Origin of the sequence: Xanthomonas albilineans (assembly GCF_002939705.1) — a bacterium.
Classification (GTDB): Bacteria; Pseudomonadota; Gammaproteobacteria; order Xanthomonadales; family Xanthomonadaceae; genus Xanthomonas_A; species Xanthomonas_A albilineans.
Genome location: NZ_MDCB01000008.1, coordinates 36,982 through 54,787, shown reverse-complemented (window position 1 = coordinate 54,787; position 17,806 = coordinate 36,982). Strand labels below are relative to the sequence as shown.

Below are 17,806 nucleotides of genomic sequence, written 5' to 3'. Positions count from 1 at the left end.
GCGGATTGGACGTCGCGACCAACTGCATGGGCATCGGCCGATTGATGGCCCCGCGCCGCTTTGCGTTTTCATTCTTCCAGCGGATCTTCGATGCTGCTTACCGTTCCCCTGCCGGCCGAGATTGATCTGCTGGCCTTGCATCGTCTGGCGCCGCAGCGCTATCCGGTGTTGCTGGAGTCGGCGGCATCGGGCACCGCGCAAGGGCGCTGGGATTTGCTGTTGGTCGCCGACGGCCAGGGGCTGCGCCTGGATCGCGATGGTGTCACCCGCGAACTGCAGGGGGCGGCCGTCGAGGGCGATTTCCTGAGTGTGCTGGATGCGCGCTGGCACGCCGCGCGCAGCGCGCGCGACGAGCCGCGCTGGCCGTTCCGCGGTGGTTGGGCGTTGCTGCTGGATTACGAACTGGCCGCGCAGGTTGAACCGATACTACCGTTGCCGCAGTCCGCGGCGGCGACGCCCGCGGCGCTGGCCTTGCGTTGCCCCGCCGCCTTGCTGCGCGACCATGTTAGCGGCGATTGCGTGGCGGTGGCCGAGTCCGCGCATGCGGCGCTGTTGGAGACCGTCCTTGCCGATCTAGGTGCCTTGCCCGGTGCGGCCCCGGCGCCTGTCTGGACCGCGCCGCTGGCGATCGAGGAAGACCCGCCGCAACGCTTTATCGAGGGGGTGCGCCGTATTCTCGATTACCTGGGGGCCGGTGACGTATTTCAGGTCAACCTGTCGCGGCGCTGGACGGCGCGCTTCGCTGCGGCGGTGGCGCCGGCGGCGCTGTACGCGCAGTTGCGCCGTGCCAACCCGGCGCCGTTTGCTGGCCTGTTCGTCGGTCATGGTCGTGCCGTGGTGAGTTCCTCGCCGGAGCGTTTAGTGTCGGTGCGCGGCGACGTGGTCGAGACTCGGCCGATTGCGGGTACCCGCGCGCGCGCGCCGGGCGACGACGCTGCCGCGCGCATCCGCGAACTGGTCGGCCATCCCAAGGAACGTGCCGAGCACGTGATGCTGATCGATCTGGAACGCAACGACTTGGGCCGGATTTGCGCGCCTGACAGTGTCGAAGTGGACGAACTGATGACGGTGGAGAGCTATGCCCATGTGCATCACATCGTCAGCAACGTGCGCGGCCGCCTGCGCGATGGGGTCAGCCCAGGCGAGGTGATCCGCGCCACGTTTCCGGGCGGCACCATCACCGGCTGTCCCAAGGTGCGTTGCATGCAGATCATCGCCGAACTGGAGCAAACCCCACGCGGCGCCTACACCGGCGCGTTCGGTTGGCTGAACTGCGACGGCGACATGGACCTGAACATCCTCATCCGCACCGCCGAGGTGGAGGCTGCGCAGGTGCAGTTCCGCACCGGTGCCGGCATCGTGTTCGATTCCCAGCCCGAGCGCGAACTCGACGAGACCCTGGCCAAGGCGCGCGGCCTGCTGCGCGCGCTGGAACCCTGAGTGTCGCTCCCGGCGATACCGGGTGATGGCGGCCACGCGGTATCCTGCATGTCGTTGAATGCGCTTCGAGGTGGTCGTGGCCAGGGCTAAACGCGGGGGTCTGATGCTGGTGGCGGCGGTGCTGGCGCTTGCGCTGCTGCTCGCAGCGGCCGGTGCATGGTGGTGGCAGAGCTATCGCGCTTTCACCGACCGCCCGCTGCAGGCGGCTCAGCCAAGCGTGGAGGTGGCGCGTGGTGCTTCGTTCAATAGCGTGCTGCGCAGGTTGCGCGATGCTGGCGTCAACCAGGGCAGCGACTTGCAATGGCAGGTGTTGGCGCGCGAACTTGGTGTCCCCGGCAAGCTCAGGTTCGGCGAATACGCGCTACAGCCGCCACTTAGCCCGCGCGCCTTGCTGCTGCGGATGCGCAAGGGGCAGGTGATCCAATATCGCTTCACCATCGTCGAAGGCTGGAGCCTGCGCCAACTGCGCGCGGCGCTGAATGCGGCCACGCCACTGCGTCATATCACCGCCGATCTCGGCGACAACGACCTGATGGCCAAACTCGCCCAGCCTGGTCAAGCTGCGGAAGGCCGTTTTCTGCCCGAGACCTATCTCTACCAGCGCGGCGACAGCGATCTGGATCTGCTGCGGCGCGCGCATAAGGCGATGGACAAGGCGCTGGCCGACGCATGGGACAGCCGTGCCGCTGGCCTGCTACTGTCATCGCCGGAACAGGCGCTGATCCTGGCCTCGATCGTGGAGAAGGAAACCGCTCTGGCCGCCGAACGCCCGCAGATCGCCGGCGTGTTCGTGCGGCGCCTGCAACTGGGGATGAAACTGCAGACCGATCCGAGCGTGATCTACGGCATCGGTAGCGCCTACGCCGGCAACATCCGCAAGCGCGATCTGGAAACCGATACGCCCTACAACACCTACACCCGCACCGGCTTGCCGCCGACCCCGATTGCCATGCCAGGGCGCGAGGCGCTGCGCGCCGCGACGCATCCTGCGCCGGGCGACAGCTTGTATTTCGTGGCGATCGGCGATGGCAGCGGTGCGCATGCATTTTCTTCCAGTTATGCCGAACACAACGCGGCGGTGGCGCGTTACCTGCAGCGCTTGCGCCAGACGCGTAGCGACGCGGAGGAGAATCCATGAGCGAGGCTGTGCTGCGTCACCATCGCTTCGTCAGCCTGGAAGGCGGCGAGGGTGCCGGCAAGACCACCGCGATCAATGCGATCCGCGACTGGCTGCAGGCGCAGGGCCACGAGGTGGTGCTGACCCGCGAACCAGGTGGGACACCGCTGGCCGAACGCATCCGCGGGCTGTTGCTGGACATGGCGCCGTCGTCACCGGAAACGGCAGTCGAGCGGTTGTCTGCCGAGACGGAACTGCTGTTGGTGTTCGCCGCACGCGCCCAGCATGTGCGCGAGGTGATCCGCCCGGCGCTGCAACGTGGGGCTTACGTGGTCAGCGACCGTTTCACCGATTCCAGCTACGCCTACCAGGGCGAGGGCCGCGGCCTGGACCGCGCCTGGATCGCCGACTTGGAGCGGCGTGCGGTCGGGCTACAGCCGGGCCTGACCCTGCTGCTGGACCTGGACGTGCAGATCGGCCGCGCCCGGACCAGTGGCCGCGATCTGTGGCCGGACCGGATCGAAAGCGAGCAGGACGATTTCTTCCAGCGCGTGCGTGCCGGCTTCCGCCAGCGTGCCACCCAGGACCCGCAGCGCTTCCGTGTCATTGACGCCAGCCAGCCACCGCAGGCGGTGGCGCAGGCCGTTGCCGCTGCCCTGGCTGCGTGGGTACAGGGACAACAGGGGCCGGCGCCATGAGCGAGTTGCCGTTCGCGCCGTGGCAGCAGCGTGCCTACGACCAGACCGTGGCCGCGCTCGACGCCGGCAGGCTCGGTCATGGCCTGTTGATCTGTGGGCCGGAAGGCCTTGGCAAGCGCGCGGTGGCGCTGAAACTGGCGGCGCACGTACTCGGCCAGGGCGAGCCGGCCGCTAACCAGCGTAGCGCGCAACTGATCGCTGCCGGTACCCATCCCGACCTGCATCTGATCTCGTTCGTTCCCAACCGGACCGGCGACAAATTACGCACCGAGATCGTCATCGAGCAGGTACGCGAAATCTCGCAGAAACTGGCACTGACTCCGCAGTACGGCATCGCCCAGGTGGTGGTGGTGGACCCGGCCGATGCGATCAACCGCGCCGCTTGCAATGCCCTGCTCAAAACCTTGGAAGAACCGCAGCCCGGTCGTTACCTGTGGCTGATCAGTGCGCAGCCGGCGCGTTTGCCGGCGACCGTCCGCAGCCGCTGCCAGCGCCTGGAATTCAAGCTGCCGCCTGCCGAGGAAGCGATCGCCTGGCTGCTGGCACAGGATTTTCCCGAAAAAACCGCGCGCCAGGCGCTGGAGGCAGCGCGCGGTCATCCCGGTCTGGCTGCGCACTGGTTGCGCGAGGATGGGCTGACACTGCGTCGGCAGGTGGCTGCGGATCTGGAGCAGATCGCGGCTGGCAATCTCGGCGCCCTGGACGCCGCACAGCGCTGGAGTGGGGACGACCTCGCCGAGCAGCGTTTGAGCCATGCCGCTGATCTAGCGTTGATGCAGTCTTCGCAGGCCGGCTTGACCGACCCGGCGCGATTGCACAAGCTGGCCGCCTGGTTCGACGCAGCCAACCGCACCCGCGACCTGCTACGTACCACCGTGCGCGCCGACCTGGCGATTGCGGAACTGTTACTGACCTGGCGCGAGGGCGATCGCCCAGCCGGGAGAGAGGCGCGACGATGAGTGCGACGAGTGGGCGCCAGGGCATCCTGTCCTTGGCGGTGAAAGACAAAGCGGCGCTGTACAACGCCTACATGCCGTTCGTGAAGAACGGTGGCATCTTCGTGCCCACGCCCAAGCGCTACCTGCTTGGCGATGAAGTGTTCCTGTTGCTGACCTTGCCCGATTCCAGCGAGCGCTTGCCGGTGGCCGGCAAGGTCGTCTGGGTGACCCCGGTCGGCGCGCAGGGCAACCGGGCTGCGGGGATCGGCGTGCAACTGCCGGAAAACAGCGACGGCGAAACCATCCGGACCAAGATCGAGACCCAACTGGCCGGCACCCTCAACGCCGACAAGCCTACGATGACCATGTAATGGCTCTGCGGCCAGAGCGGTGCCGACGCCGTTGACGTCGGCCGCTGCCGCTCTATAATGCTCGGCTCGCGACACGGGCGGTTAGCTCAGCGGTAGAGCATTGCCTTCACACGGCAAGGGTCACAGGTTCGAACCCTGTACCGCCCACCACTATCTACAAAATAGCCGGCCCAGTGCCGGCTTTTTGCGTCAGCACCGCATGCCAACAGTTAGGCGGTCTGGTAAATGATGCGGATGAAATCAATTGCAAAGGCCGCCAGCACAACAGCCCAGGCCAAGGCGATTGGCACGACAATCCCGAACATTGCTGGATACCATGCCGCGCGCAGCCGTGGCAGCAGGTTTCGCAGGTCATCCAGATTTCGTTGCATGACAGCGTGGAATGCCTCGGCGTCGATTTCTTCGCCAGGCTTTCCGACTGCTGACGCTTGGCGCATAAGTAACCGCTGCCTAAATAGGAAGGCGAACACTTCCCATGCCAGATAGGTTTCAACTGAAATGCACAGCAGTAGACCGATGCCCGACCATAGAACAGGCGGCATTCGGCCTTCGGTCTTGTTCCACAGGAAGAACATCGCGGCATAGCCGACGACGACAAGCCCTTGCACGTACCTGTGAGCAAATTCGAAAGCATCGCGGTTAATTTCACGCTGCGTTTCGATGAATTCGTTGAAATCGTAGCCCATATTTCTGCCTGCCTATGAATCGTACACGGTTCCGTAGATACTGATGGGTCCACCCCCGTTTTTACGGACACCTCCGAGCTTGCCATTTTCTATGGTCATGAGATGTTTAGGAAATACTGGGCGATTCAGACGCCGGGTAGTGGTGGAATAAATGAGGTGATTTGTAGACATCTGTCGCGCCGATCCTTGTGACGTACGAGCGTGAAGGCGTAGCTTAAAACGTGCGCATGCCGTTCATACACAAAGCAGGGCTAACGAATATGAGAAAATTTCTTTTGCGAGTCCTGTTCGCTGCCCAGTTGATCGCTGTCCCGTTTGTGGTGAGCGCGGTCACGACATCTCAGTTGATGGTGACTAAATCAACCTATTCTGCAAATTCTGCGGAAGAGCACGCGGTCATGGCGTGGTTGCAGCAGCACGCTGAGCGGGTGAAAGGGCATCTGATCGGCGAATTCGAACGGGTCGGCGATGTCACGGTGACCTATAGCCGCGAGACGGCTATTGATAGATATGCTGTCCAGTCCCAAGGCGATGCATCGCCTGTCCTTCTTGCTGACAGTGGGCATCCGGGAGACGCATTCTCGGTTTCGTCGTGCTCTGCGGGCGTTAGCCAAATGTGGTCATATGCGTGGGCTTCCAACGCGTCTGGCGGTGGTTGGGTGTTAAACAGCTATAGATACAACACGAAAGCATGTGACTCGGGATCGGGTGGCGTTTGATTCCCAGTGCTGCATTTCATCCAGCGCCACGATCCACCAAACGCGCTCCATCGCTCCTGGATGACGCTCAACTGAAAGGTGCATCGCCGGAGTTGCTCGCTCATGCTGCCGTCGCGTGCTACCAGAATAGTATTCTTTGCAACATCGTGAGCGGCACGCTGGTTCTCGATTGCAATTGGATTTTCGCGACGTGTGTTGCGGTCCTCGATCTCACTCAACCCTGCCCGGATGTATCGCAGTCGATGCTGCTGGGCAGCATTCGATTATGCCCAGGCGCTCGAGAACGTTGCGTTCCATGCGTAGCAGCAACGGTTGCGCGTTCAGCAAACGCAGCCCCGGGAGGTGTTGAGTGTTGTGCGGCACGCCGGGTTTGAAAGCACAGGACATTGATTGGCGCCGAAGATGGTGCCAAATTGGTGAGCAGCGCGGAACGCTCTGCGGGGCCGCGCCTCTACGTCAGGAGTCGATCATGTCCCTCGTTTCTCCCGGTGCCCGTTTCCGCGCCGCGCTCGCCGCCGAAGCGCCGCTGCAGGTGATCGGCGCGATCAACGCCAACCATGCGCTACTGGCGCAACGCGCCGGCTACAAGGCGATCTATCTCTCCGGTGGCGGCGTCGCCGCCGGTTCGCTGGGCCTGCCGGACCTGGGCATCAATACGCTCGAGGATGTGCTGATCGACGTGCGCCGCATCACCGATGTATGCGCGCTGCCGCTGCTGGTGGACATCGATACCGGTTTCGGCCCCAGTGCGTTCAACATTGAGCGCACGATCAAGGCGCTGATCAAGGCGGGGGCGGCCGCCTGCCATATCGAGGATCAGGTCGGGGCCAAGCGTTGTGGTCACCGGCCGGGCAAGGAAATCGTCAGTCAGGCGGAGATGGTGGATCGGGTCAAGGCCGCGGCCGATGCCAAGACCGATGCCGATTTCTTCCTGATCGCGCGCACCGACGCCATCCAGGCCGAGGGTGTGGACGCGGCGATCGCGCGCGCCATCGCCTGCGTGGAGGCGGGTGCCGACGGCATCTTCGCCGAGGCCGCCTACGATCTGGACACCTACCGTCGTTTTGTCGACGCGGTGCAGGTGCCGGTGCTGGCCAACATCACCGAGTTCGGTAAGACCCCGCTATTCAGCCGGGATGAATTGGCCGGGGCCGGGGTGGCGATCCAGTTGTTCCCGCTGTCGGCGTTCCGCGCCGCCAACAAGGCCGCCGAGGCGGTGTACGCGGCGATCCGTCGCGACGGCCATCAGCAGGCGGTGCTGGGCAGCATGCAGACCCGCGAGGAGCTGTACGAGCGCATCGGCTATCACGCCTTCGAACAGCGTCTGGATGCGTTTTTCGCCGGTAAAGGTGCATGATTGGCGGCGGCTTCCCATTCCCAGCCTGAGCATGTCCATGAGCGCACACGCCGATCCACCCTCACCGCTGCGTGGCCGCATCGATCGCCGCCAGACTGCGCGGCAATTGCTCCAGACCGAGTTGGAAAAGCTGCCTGCGGCCGAGCGCGAAGTGGTGGAGCGCTTCATCGCCAAGCGTCGTGTGGCTCGAGACATCGCCACGCAGGCCGAGCATGACCGCTCGCTGGGCGAGCGTATCGCCGACCGGGTCGCCGAGATCGGCGGCAGTTGGAGCTTCATCATCAGCTTTTGTGTGGTGCTGCTGGGCTGGATCGCGCTCAACAGCTTGGTGCTGGCGCACGCCTTCGATCCGTATCCCTACATCCTGCTCAATCTATGCCTGTCGTGCCTGGCCGCGATCCAGGCGCCGGTGATCATGATGAGCCAGAACCGTCAGGCTGCCGTGGATCGGCTGCGCGCGCAGAACGACTACGAAGTAAACATCAAATCCGAACTGGAAATCCTGCAGGTACACGAAAAACTCAATCAGTTGCGCGAGCAGGACTGGGCGACGCTGGTGGATCTGCAGAACCGTCAGATCGCCATGCTGCAGCAACTGATCGAGCGTGCCAGCCCCTGGCCGTCAGCGTCGCAGGCACTCTGATTCACTTGCGTCCATCCGAACGCAGCACCCTGGAGATTTCGCTATGAACGACAGCACCGCTTCGCAGACCGCCTCCGCCTTCAAACCGAAAAAGTCGGTGGCGCTGTCCGGCACCCCCGCCGGCAACACCGCGCTGTCCACGGTGGGCCGCAGCGGCAACGATTTACACTACCGTGGCTACGATATCGTGGATCTGGCGCGCAACAGCCAGTTCGAAGAAATCGCTTACCTGCTGGTACACGGTAAGCTGCCAAGCAACTCCGAATTGCTTGTGTACAAGGCCAAGCTGCGTGCGTTGCGCGGGATCCCGGCTGCGGTCAAGGCCGCGCTGGAGCAACTGCCGCCGTCGGCGCATCCGATGGACGTGATGCGTACCGGCGTGTCGGTGTTGGGTTGCGTGCAGCCGGAGAAGGAAGGCCATCAGCCTCCAGGTGCGCGCGATATCGCCGACAAGCTGCTGGCCAGCCTCAACTCGATGCTGTTGTACTGGTATCACTACAGTCACAACGGGCGACGCATCGAGGTGGAGACCGAGGAGGATTCGATCGGTGGGCATTTCCTGCGCTTGTTGCACGGCTCCAAGCCGCACGAGGAATGGGTGCAGGCGATGCACACCAGCTTGATTCTGTACGCCGAGCACGAGTTCAACGCTTCCACGTTCGCCTGCCGGGTCATCGCCAGCACCGGTAGCGATATGTACAGCGCCATCGCCGGTGGCATTGGCGCGCTGCGCGGCCCGAAACACGGTGGCGCCAACGAGGTCTCGTTCGAGGTGCAAAAACGTTACGACAGCCCGGACGAGGCGGAGGCAGACATTCGGGCGCGCGTGGAACGTAAGGAGGTGATCATGGGCTTTGGTCATCCGGTATACACGGTGTCGGATCCGCGCAACCAGATCATCAAGGACGTGGCGCGCGAACTGTCCGAAGTGCAGGGCAATCGCAAGATGTACCACATCGCCGAGCGCCTGGAAGGCGTGATGTGGGACGTCAAGAAAATGTTCCCTAACCTGGACTGGTTCAGCGCGGTCAGCTACCACATGATGGGGGTGCCGCCGGCGATGTTCACGCCGCTGTTCGTCATCGCCCGCACCGCTGGCTGGAGCGCGCACATCATCGAGCAGCGCATCGACGGCAAGATCATTCGTCCCAGCGCGGATTACATCGGACCGGAAGATCGGGCGTTCGTGCCCATCGATCAGCGCTGACGCGGGGATTCGGCACTCGCTGCGCGTCGTCGTTTGCTTGTGTTGCGCTTGAGCATGGAGACGAGGCAAGCGCGCGCAGATGTCGCGCCGCGCCTTTCCGGGTTGCACGGCCCGATCCGCCTTTGTTTCTCTCAGCCAGGCCAAGCCAGCCAGACATGAACAGCCACTACCGCCTTCCCCTGCCGGGCACGTCGCTGGAGTATTTCGACGCGCGCGCCGCAGTCGATGCGATCCACCCCGGTGCCTATGCCGCCTTGCCGTATGTCGCGCGGGTTTTCGCCGAGAACCTGGTGCGCCGCTGCGATCCGGTGCTGCTGCGCGATGCCTTGCTGCAACTGATCGAGCGTCGCCGCGACCTGGATTTCCCGTGGTTTCCGGCGCGGGTGGTGTGCCACGACATTCTTGGCCAGACCGCGTTGGTGGATCTGGCCGGGCTGCGCGATGCCATTGCCGACAAGGGGGGCGATCCGGCCCAGGTCAATCCGGTGGTGCCGGTGCAACTGATCGTCGATCATTCCCTGGCGGTGGAATGCGGCGGCGCCGATCCGCAGGCGTTCGCGAAGAATCGTGCCATCGAGGATCGTCGCAACGCCGACCGTTTCCATTTCATCGACTGGAGCAAACACGCCTTCCGCAATGTGGACGTGATTCCGCCGGGCAACGGCATCATGCACCAGATCAACCTGGAGAAAATGTCGTCGGTGGTTTACGTGCAGGACGGGATCGCGTTTCCGGATACCTGCGTGGGCACCGACAGCCATACCCCGCACGTGGATGCGCTGGGTGTCATTGCGATTGGCGTCGGCGGGCTGGAGGCCGAGAGCGTGATGCTCGGGCGCGCGTCGTGGATGCGGTTGCCGGAGATCGTCGGGGTCGAACTGCGCGGAAAACCACAGCCGGGCATCACCGCCACCGACGTGGTGCTGGCGCTGACCGAGTTCCTGCGCGCACAACGCGTGGTCGGCGCCTATCTGGAATTCTTCGGCCCCGGCGCCGCAGCGCTGACCATCGGCGACCGCGCTACCATCTCCAACATGTGCCCGGAATACGGGGCCACCGCGGCGATGTTCTATATCGATGCGCAGACCATCGACTATCTGCGCCTGACCGGACGCGAACAAGCGCAGCTCGCGTTGGTGGAAACCTACGCGCGCACCACGGGGTTGTGGGCCGAGGCGCTGACCACGGCGCAGTATGAGCGCGTGCTGCGCTTCGATCTTGCCAGCGTGGTGCGCAACATGGCCGGCCCGAGCAACCCGCACACGCGGGTAGCGACCACGCAACTGGCCGCGCGCGGTATCGCCGACGCCGCCAAGTTGGAGGCTGGCAAGGCGGAGCAGGCGCAGGGGCGGATGCCCGATGGCGCCGTGATCATCGCCGCCATCACCAGTTGCACCAACACCTCCAACCCGCGCAATGTCATCGCCGCCGCGCTGCTGGCGCGCAATGCCAACGCGCGTGGGCTGACCCGCAAACCATGGGTGAAGACCTCGCTGGCGCCCGGTTCCAAGGCCGTGCAGCTGTATTTGCAAGAAGCCGGCCTGCTGGCGGAGTTGGAGGCGCTCGGCTTCGGCATCGTCGGTTTCGCCTGCACCACCTGCAACGGCATGAGTGGCGCGTTGGATCCGCACATCCAGCAGGAAATCATCGACCGCGATCTGTACGTCACCGCGGTGCTGTCGGGCAACCGCAACTTCGATGGCCGCATCCACCCTTACGCCAAACAGGCGTTCCTGGCCTCGCCGCCGCTGGTGATCGCCTATGCCATTGCCGGCACGGTGCGCTTCGACATCGAAAAAGACGTGTTGGGGGTGGATGCCGACGGCCGCCCGGTGCGCTTGCAGGACATCTGGCCCAGCGATGCGGAGATCGACGCGGTGGTGCGCGCGGCGGTGACGCCGGAGCAGTTCCGCCGCGTATACGCGCCGATGTTCAACGTGCGTGTGGAACACGCCGCACCGGTCAGCCCGCTGTACGCGTGGCGCCCCCAAAGCACCTACATCCGCCGCCCGCCATATTGGGAAGGTGCGCTGGCCGGGGAGCGCACGTTGCGCGGTATGCGCGCGCTGGCAGTGCTCGGCGACAACATCACCACCGATCATCTATCGCCGTCGAACGCGATCCTTGCCGACAGCGCCGCTGGCGAATATCTCGCGCGCATGGGCGTGCCGGAGGAAGACTTCAATTCTTACGCCACGCATCGCGGCGACCACCTCACCGCGCAGCGCGCCACCTTCGCCAACCCGACGCTGCGCAACGAGATGGCGGTGGTCGATGGTCAGGTCCGGCAAGGCGCGCTGACCCGCTTGGAACCGGAGGGGCAGGTGCTGCGCATGTGGGAGGCGATCGAGACTTATATGGCGCGCAAGCAGCCGTTGATCGTCATCGCCGGTGCCGATTATGGCCAGGGATCCTCGCGCGACTGGGCGGCCAAGGGCGTGCGTCTTGCGGGTGTGGAGGCCATCGTCGCCGAGGGGTTCGAGCGTATCCACCGCACCAACCTGATCGGCATGGGCGTGTTGCCGTTGCAGTTTCTGCCGGGCACCACGCGCAAGACCTTGGGCATCGACGGCAGCGAGATCTTTGCGGTGCTCGGCGAACGCCGCCCCGGCGCGACCCTGTTGCTGCGTATCGAGCGGAAGTATGGCGATCCGGTGGAGGTGCCGGTCCTGTGCCGTCTGGACAGCGACGAGGACGTGTCCATCTACGAGGCCGGTGGCGTGTTGCAACGCTTCGCCCAGGATTTTCTCGACGCGGCGGCGGCCTGATGGCGCAGTGCGCGCGCGCCGTCGAACGCGGTGGCGGCCTGTGCAGGCCGGTGCAGTCAGCCGCGCTCGCGTTGCGTGTGGTCTTCTAATCAATCGATTCGTCTCTCCGACTGGAACTGCCATGGCTCACGTTGCGCAACTGCGTATTCCCGCCACCTATTTGCGCGGTGGCACCTCCAAGGGGGTGTTCTTCCGGCTCCAGGATTTGCCCGTGGCGGCACAGGTGCCGGGCCCAGCGCGCGACGCACTGCTGTTGCGCGTGATCGGCAGTCCCGATCCGTATGCCAAGCAGATCGATGGGATGGGTGGGGCCACCTCCAGCACCAGCAAGACCGTGATCCTGGCGCCGAGTACGCGTGCGGATCACGACGTGGATTACCTGTTCGGTCAGGTGGCGATCGACCGCCCGTTCGTGGACTGGAGCGGCAACTGCGGCAATCTCTCGGCGGCGGTGGGGCCATTCGCGATTGCCGCTGGCATGCTCGATCCGGCACGGGTTCCGCGCGATGGCATCGCCACGGTGCGGATCTGGCAGGCCAACATCGGCAAGACCATTCTGGCGCACGTGCCGATGGCGGGCGGTGACGTCCAGGAAACCGGTGATTTCGAACTGGACGGCGTGACCTTCCCCGCAGCGGAGATTGCGCTCGAATTCCTCGATCCGGCCGCCGACGAAGACGGTGCCGATGGCGCGATGTTTCCCACCGGCCATCTGATCGAGACGCTGGAAGTGCCGGGTGTGGGGACGTTGACGGCGACGTTGATCAACGCCGGCATTCCGACCATCTTCCTCGACGCGCAGGAACTCGGTTATCGCGGTACCGAATTGCAGAACGCGATCAACGACGATGCGCAGGCGCTGTCCCGATTGGAGACCATCCGCGCATACGGCGCGTTGCGCATGGGCCTGATCGCCACGTTGGAGCAGGCGGCCACGCGCCAGCACACGCCCAAGCTCGCCTTCGTCGCGCCGCCAGCCGACTACGTGGCTTCCAGTGGCAAACAGGTTGCCGCCGCCGACATCGATCTGCTGGTCCGTGCGCTGTCGATGGGTAAATTGCACCACGCGATGATGGGCACCGCGGCGGTGGCAATCGGCACCGCTGCGGCGATCCCGGGCACGCTGGTGAACCATGCCGCGGGTGGTGGCGCGCGCAACGCGGTGCGTTTCGGTCATCCCTCGGGCACCTTGCGGGTCGGTGCCGAGGCGCGCCAGGTGGATGGCCAGTGGACGGTCACCAAGGCACTCATGAGCCGCAGCGCGCGGGTGCTGATGGAGGGCTGGGTGCGGGTGCCGGATGTCGCACTGGGCTAAGAGTCGCTAACAAAACGACGGCGTCGCCGCCGGACGGGCGTGGCAGTGCTCGGAATTCGCATGTGCCACTTGCACACGGCGGTTACTGCGCACTGTCGGTGTCCGCGCGACAGCGACGGGCGACGTTTTGTTGGCCACTTTATGCGAAGGGTCTTGCGGCGCAGCGCGTGATTGTCTTCAACGCGGTGGCGCCGCCAGCGGCATGGCGGCGCCACCGCAGTGCATGCCGACCAGGCATGGGGCAAGGCTGGGCACAGCGGAGTGTGGAACTGCGGCAACACCGCCCAATGGCAGGCAGATGTGCATCATGTGTGCGTTGTGTTAATTGTTGTGCGGCGCGACCACGCGCCGCACCGCGCTTCCCTCCCCCATCCTGGAGTTCTCATGTCCGCCAGTTGCTCGCTGCGCGCAAGCGTCCTTGCCGTTGCCGTCGTTTCCGCGTTCTCGTTGCCTGCCGCCGCGCAGCAGGCGGACAACGGCGATGGAGTTGCCCGTCTGGATGCGGTCAAGGTCACCGCCGAGCGTCGCGTGGAGGATGCCAAGGATGTGCCGGTATCGGCCAGCGTGCTGCGACCGGAGTACCTGGACGCGATCGCCACCAGTGGCTCGGACGTGCGCGTGTTGGCGGGTAAGGCGCCCAGTCTCAATGTTGAATCCTCCAACGGTCGCGTGTTTCCACGCTTTTACATCCGGGGTTACGGCAACACCGATTTCAATACCTATGCCTCGCAGCCGGTGTCGCTGATCTACGACGAGGTAGTCGCCGAGAACGCGTTCCTGAAGGGCTTTCCGATCTTCGATCTACAGAGCCTGGAAGTGTTGCGCGGTCCGCAGGGCACGCTGTTCGGCCGCAACACGCCTGCGGGTGTGGTGAAGTTCAATTCGGTCAAACCGACCCTCGGCGCCAACGACGGTTACGCCAGTCTGTCCTATGGCACCTACGGCACCATGACCATGGAGACCGGCCTGAGTGTGGCGCTGGGCGAGCGGTGGGCCGCGCGCATCTCGGCGCTGGGCCAGCGTCGCGGCGACTGGGTCGACAACACGGTCGATGACCGTTCGTTCGAGGGCTACGTGGATTCGGCGGTGCGCGTGCAACTGCTGTTCCAGCCGGGCGAAGCATTCAGTGCGCTGTTCAACGCGCATGCGCGCCATCTCGATGGCACCGCGCGGCTGTTCCGCGCCAACATCTTCCAACCGGGCAGCAACCGGCTGATCGCCGGTTTCGATCCGGACAAGGTGTCCATCGACGGCAAGAACACCCAGCAATTGCAGACGTATGGCGGCAGTGTCAACCTGACCTGGAACCTGGACGACATCGTGCTGCATGCGATCACCGGCTACGAGGGCATCGGCAAGTACTACAGCCGTGGCGACATCGACGGTGGCTACGGCGCGGTGTTCGCGCCGCCGTCCGGCCCGGGCACGATCCCGTTCCCGGTGGAGACCGCCGGCGGCATCAAGCGCCTTGACCAGTACACGCAGGAGCTGCGGGCCGAATCGCAGTACGCTGGCCCGCTCAATTGGCAAGCAGGCTTGTACTACTTCCAAGATGCGGTGGAAGGCGAGAATTACACCTACGACACGCTGGCCGGCGGTTCTTTGTCCAGCTATCAGTTGACCCGTCAGCGCAACACCGCGTGGGCGGTGTTCGGTTCGTTGCACGATGCCGTCACCGAGCGCCTGGATGTGCGCGCCGGCCTGCGCTACACCGACGACAAGAAGCGGTTCGACGTTTTGGCACTGGACCGCGTCGTTCTCCAGCAGCCGTCCAGCGGCAGCACCGACAACGCCAAGCTCACCGGCGATCTCAGCGCCACTTATAGGATTGACGAAGACGTCAACGTTTACGCGCGTGCCGCGCGTGGTTTTCGCGGTGCCAGCTTCGGCGTGCCGTCGGCGACCGCGCCGTTGACCGTGGCCGTGCCGGAGACCGTGGATTCCTACGAGATCGGCATCAAGTCCGATTTATTCGACAAGCGCGCGCGCTTGAACTTCGACATTTACGATTTCCGGTTAAAGAACCAGCAATTGACCGCGGTGGGTGGCGCTTCCAACGATATACGCCTGCTCAACGCGAACACCTCCAAGGCGCGTGGCGCCGAGTTCGATGGCGAAGCGATGTTGACCCGGAACCTGCGCGTGACCCTGGGCGGTGCTTACAACTGGACCCGCATCCAAGACCCGACGCTGTCGGTCGCCGTGTGCCGCACCTGTACGGTCACCGATCCGCTCAACGCCGCCGGGCGCGCGCTGATCGACGGCAATGTGCTGCCGCAGGCGGCCAAATGGATGGGCAACGCGACCTTGCGCTACGGTATCCCGGTTGGCGACAACGCCGAGTTCTTCCTCTTGACCGACTGGTCCTACCGCAGCGCGATCAACTTCTTTCTGTACGACTCGCGCGAGTTCGTCGGTCAACCGCTGTTGGAGGGCGGCGTCAAGATCGGTTACACCTGGGATGCCGACGCCTATGAAGTCTCGGTGTTCTGCCGCAACTGCACCAACCAGATCCGCGCCACCGGGGCGATCGACTTCAACAATCTCACCGGCTTCATCAATGACCCGCGTATCGTCGGCGCGCAATTCCGCGCCAACTTCTGATTTGCGACGCAGGCGTTACAGTAACGCTGGCCGGCGCTCAGCCGGCTGCTTATCTTGGGGGGACGTGCATGCGCGGTCTGAAGCAATGGGCGGCGCTGGCGCTGCTGAGCATGGTGGTGTGTGCCATCGCGGCGGCGTCTGTGATGGCGACGCCGGTGCAAAAAGTGGTGGTGTCCACCGATATCGGCGATGACATCGACGATGCGTTCGCGCTGGCACTGCTGTTGCGCAGTCCGGAATTGCAAGTGCTCGGCATCGCCTCGACCTGGGGCGACACCGGCTTGCGCGCGCAATTGTTGCAACGGCTGTTGCGGCAGGCTGGCCGCGGTGATATTCCGCTGGCGATCGGGCAACGCACCGCCAGTGCCGTTGCCTTCAGCCAGGCGCGTTGGGCCGCCAAGGGGACGCTGCCGCGCGATGCGCCGGATGCGGCGCAGTTCATCCTGGCGCAGGCGCGGCGCCATCCCGGCGAGGTCAGCTTGCTGGTGCTCGGGCCGTTGACCGATGCAGCGCGCGCGTTGCAGCGCGATCCGGCGGGTTTCGCCCAACTCAAGCAGGTGGTGTTGATGGGCGGTTCGGTGCGCGTCGGTTACGGAAAATCGCGCTACCGCCCGTCGAATCCGCCGGTTCCCGAATACAACATCGTCTCCGACATCGGGGCGGCGCAGCGCGTATTCGCTGCTCGTGTGCCGATCGTGATGCTGCCGCTGGATGCGACCCAGGTGACGCTGGAGGAGCCGGAGCGGATCGCGTTGTTCGCGCATGGCGAGCCGCTGACCGATGCGCTGACACAGCTTTACTACCAATGGCGCGACACCGATCAGCCATGGTCCAGCGCCACACCGACGCTATTTGACGTGGTGCCGGTGGCGCAGTTGCTGGAGCCTGATCTGTGCCCGACCGTGCCGCGGCGCATCGTCATCGACGATCAGGGCAATACGCGCGAGATGCCGCTGACCAACGCAATGGCCGCCGCTGGGGGCACTAGCGGCACGGCCAACGTGCAGGTGTGTCTGGCGTTGGACCGACCGCGACTGATTGCGCTGTACATGCAGCGCATGCTGCACTGATCGCATTCGCCGCAGTAGTGCTGCGTGGAGATCCCCATTCGTTTCTGGAGTCCGTGATGCCGTCGTCCGCTTTGTCCGCCGTATCCAATATCGATACCGTCGTGTTCGATCTTGGTGGTGTCCTGATCGATTGGAACCCGCGCTATCTGTACCGTCGTCTGTTCGCGCAGGAGGCGCAGATGGAGCATTTCCTGCGCGAAATTTGCAGTCCGCAGTGGAACGAGCGCCAGGATGCGGGCCGGCCGTGGCATGAGGCGGTCGCCGAACTCAGCGCGTTGCATCCGGCACATGCGCCCATGATTGCGGCCTACCACGCGCGCTGGCCGGAAATGCTGGGCGGCGCGCTCGATGACACGGTGGCGGTGCTGGAGGAGCTGCGCGGCTGCGATGTGCGCCTGTATGCGCTGACCAACTGGTCGCACGAGACCTTCCCGATCGCGCGCGAACGCTATCCTTTCCTTGCCTGGTTCGAGGGCGTGCTGGTGTCGGGCGAGGAGCGGCTGGTGAAGCCGGATCCGGCGATTTTCGCGCTGCTGTGCGCGCGCTATGCGATCACGCCGTCGCGCGCGGTGTTCATCGACGACGCGCCGCGCAACGTACACGCCGCAGCCGGGATCGGGATGCAGGCGCTGCAGTTTCGCGATGCGGCCACCCTGCGTGCTGCACTGATCGCATTGGGCTTGCCGCTGCGCGCCCGCGACCCGATGGCATGAGCGGCACGCCTGCTGCGTCGATCCGGGAGGGGCGCTCGCCGCTCCCAGGGCGCTGCTGACCCGTGCGCTTCGGTCTGTGCGGTGAGGTATGGGCTTGCTGCTATCAAGCTGTCATATTTTTGGAATTAAATGCCGGGTTTTACTTGATCAGATTCTGATT

At 64.5% G+C, this 17,806-nt stretch carries 15 protein-coding genes and 1 tRNA gene; 15 read left to right on the top strand and 1 reads right to left on the bottom strand.

What is annotated here, in order from left to right:
• The first annotated feature begins 90 nt into the window (after nucleotides 1–90).
• From XalbCFBP2523_RS08780 to XalbCFBP2523_RS08755, 6 genes are all read left to right on the top strand, one after another.
• A complete protein-coding gene (locus XalbCFBP2523_RS08780; protein WP_045765304.1) occupies nucleotides 91–1,440 on the top strand; it encodes an aminodeoxychorismate synthase component I in 1,350 nt (449 codons plus the stop codon).
• Nucleotides 1,441–1,498: 58 nt separating this feature from the next.
• Nucleotides 1,499–2,578 carry an endolytic transglycosylase MltG gene (gene mltG / locus XalbCFBP2523_RS08775; protein ID WP_045765305.1) on the top strand — a complete coding sequence of 360 codons (1,080 nt, stop codon included), beginning with the start codon at nucleotides 1,499–1,501 and terminating at the stop codon, nucleotides 2,576–2,578.
• Nucleotides 2,575–3,255 (top strand): dTMP kinase, encoded by a 681-nt coding sequence (tmk, locus tag XalbCFBP2523_RS08770; protein ID WP_045765306.1) that lies wholly within the window; start codon nucleotides 2,575–2,577, stop codon nucleotides 3,253–3,255. The genes mltG and tmk overlap by 4 nt, the downstream gene beginning before the upstream one ends.
• Nucleotides 3,252–4,214, top strand: a complete 963-nt coding sequence (locus XalbCFBP2523_RS08765) for a DNA polymerase III subunit delta' (RefSeq protein WP_045765307.1) — start codon at nucleotides 3,252–3,254, stop codon at nucleotides 4,212–4,214. The genes tmk and XalbCFBP2523_RS08765 overlap by 4 nt, the downstream gene beginning before the upstream one ends.
• Entirely contained in the window at nucleotides 4,211–4,564 is a 354-nt protein-coding gene (locus tag XalbCFBP2523_RS08760; protein ID WP_012915162.1) for a PilZ domain-containing protein, read from the top strand. The genes XalbCFBP2523_RS08765 and XalbCFBP2523_RS08760 overlap by 4 nt, the downstream gene beginning before the upstream one ends.
• A 75-nt stretch (nucleotides 4,565–4,639) precedes the next feature.
• A tRNA-Val gene (locus XalbCFBP2523_RS08755) sits at nucleotides 4,640–4,714 on the top strand.
• Nucleotides 4,715–4,773: 59 nt separating this feature from the next.
• Here XalbCFBP2523_RS08755 and XalbCFBP2523_RS08750 read toward each other — a convergent pair.
• Nucleotides 4,774–5,250 (bottom strand): hypothetical protein, encoded by a 477-nt coding sequence (locus XalbCFBP2523_RS08750; protein WP_045765308.1) that lies wholly within the window; start codon nucleotides 5,248–5,250, stop codon nucleotides 4,774–4,776.
• A gap of 260 nt (nucleotides 5,251–5,510) precedes the next feature.
• Between XalbCFBP2523_RS08750 and XalbCFBP2523_RS08745 the strand changes: the two genes are divergently transcribed.
• From XalbCFBP2523_RS08745 to XalbCFBP2523_RS08705, 9 genes are all read left to right on the top strand, one after another.
• The gene (locus tag XalbCFBP2523_RS08745; RefSeq protein ID WP_052687915.1) at nucleotides 5,511–5,969 is read left to right on the top strand and encodes a hypothetical protein; all 459 of its coding nucleotides are present in this window, start codon (nucleotides 5,511–5,513) and stop codon (nucleotides 5,967–5,969) included.
• A 469-nt stretch (nucleotides 5,970–6,438) separates the two neighbouring features.
• Nucleotides 6,439–7,326, top strand: coding sequence for a methylisocitrate lyase (gene prpB, locus XalbCFBP2523_RS08740; RefSeq protein ID WP_012915166.1), 888 nt, complete (start codon nucleotides 6,439–6,441; stop codon nucleotides 7,324–7,326).
• A 37-nt stretch (nucleotides 7,327–7,363) separates the two neighbouring features.
• Nucleotides 7,364–7,969, top strand: a complete 606-nt coding sequence (locus XalbCFBP2523_RS08735; RefSeq protein WP_012915167.1) for a DUF1003 domain-containing protein — start codon at nucleotides 7,364–7,366, stop codon at nucleotides 7,967–7,969.
• 43 nt (nucleotides 7,970–8,012) lie between these two features.
• A complete protein-coding gene (prpC, locus tag XalbCFBP2523_RS08730; RefSeq protein ID WP_012915168.1) occupies nucleotides 8,013–9,176 on the top strand; it encodes a bifunctional 2-methylcitrate synthase/citrate synthase in 1,164 nt (387 codons plus the stop codon).
• A 155-nt stretch (nucleotides 9,177–9,331) separates the two neighbouring features.
• Nucleotides 9,332–11,944, top strand: coding sequence for a Fe/S-dependent 2-methylisocitrate dehydratase AcnD (gene acnD, locus XalbCFBP2523_RS08725; protein WP_045765309.1), 2,613 nt, complete (start codon nucleotides 9,332–9,334; stop codon nucleotides 11,942–11,944).
• 121 nt (nucleotides 11,945–12,065) lie between these two features.
• The gene (prpF, locus tag XalbCFBP2523_RS08720; RefSeq protein WP_045765310.1) at nucleotides 12,066–13,259 is read left to right on the top strand and encodes a 2-methylaconitate cis-trans isomerase PrpF; all 1,194 of its coding nucleotides are present in this window, start codon (nucleotides 12,066–12,068) and stop codon (nucleotides 13,257–13,259) included.
• A gap of 384 nt (nucleotides 13,260–13,643) precedes the next feature.
• Nucleotides 13,644–15,863, top strand: a complete 2,220-nt coding sequence (locus XalbCFBP2523_RS08715; RefSeq protein ID WP_045765311.1) for a TonB-dependent receptor — start codon at nucleotides 13,644–13,646, stop codon at nucleotides 15,861–15,863.
• 68 nt (nucleotides 15,864–15,931) lie between these two features.
• Complete coding sequence (locus tag XalbCFBP2523_RS08710; RefSeq protein WP_045765312.1) at nucleotides 15,932–16,933, top strand: nucleoside hydrolase; 1,002 nt, start codon at nucleotides 15,932–15,934, stop codon at nucleotides 16,931–16,933.
• 56 nt (nucleotides 16,934–16,989) lie between these two features.
• A complete protein-coding gene (locus tag XalbCFBP2523_RS08705; protein ID WP_045765313.1) occupies nucleotides 16,990–17,646 on the top strand; it encodes an HAD family hydrolase in 657 nt (218 codons plus the stop codon).
• The last annotated feature ends 160 nt before the right edge of the window (nucleotides 17,647–17,806 follow it).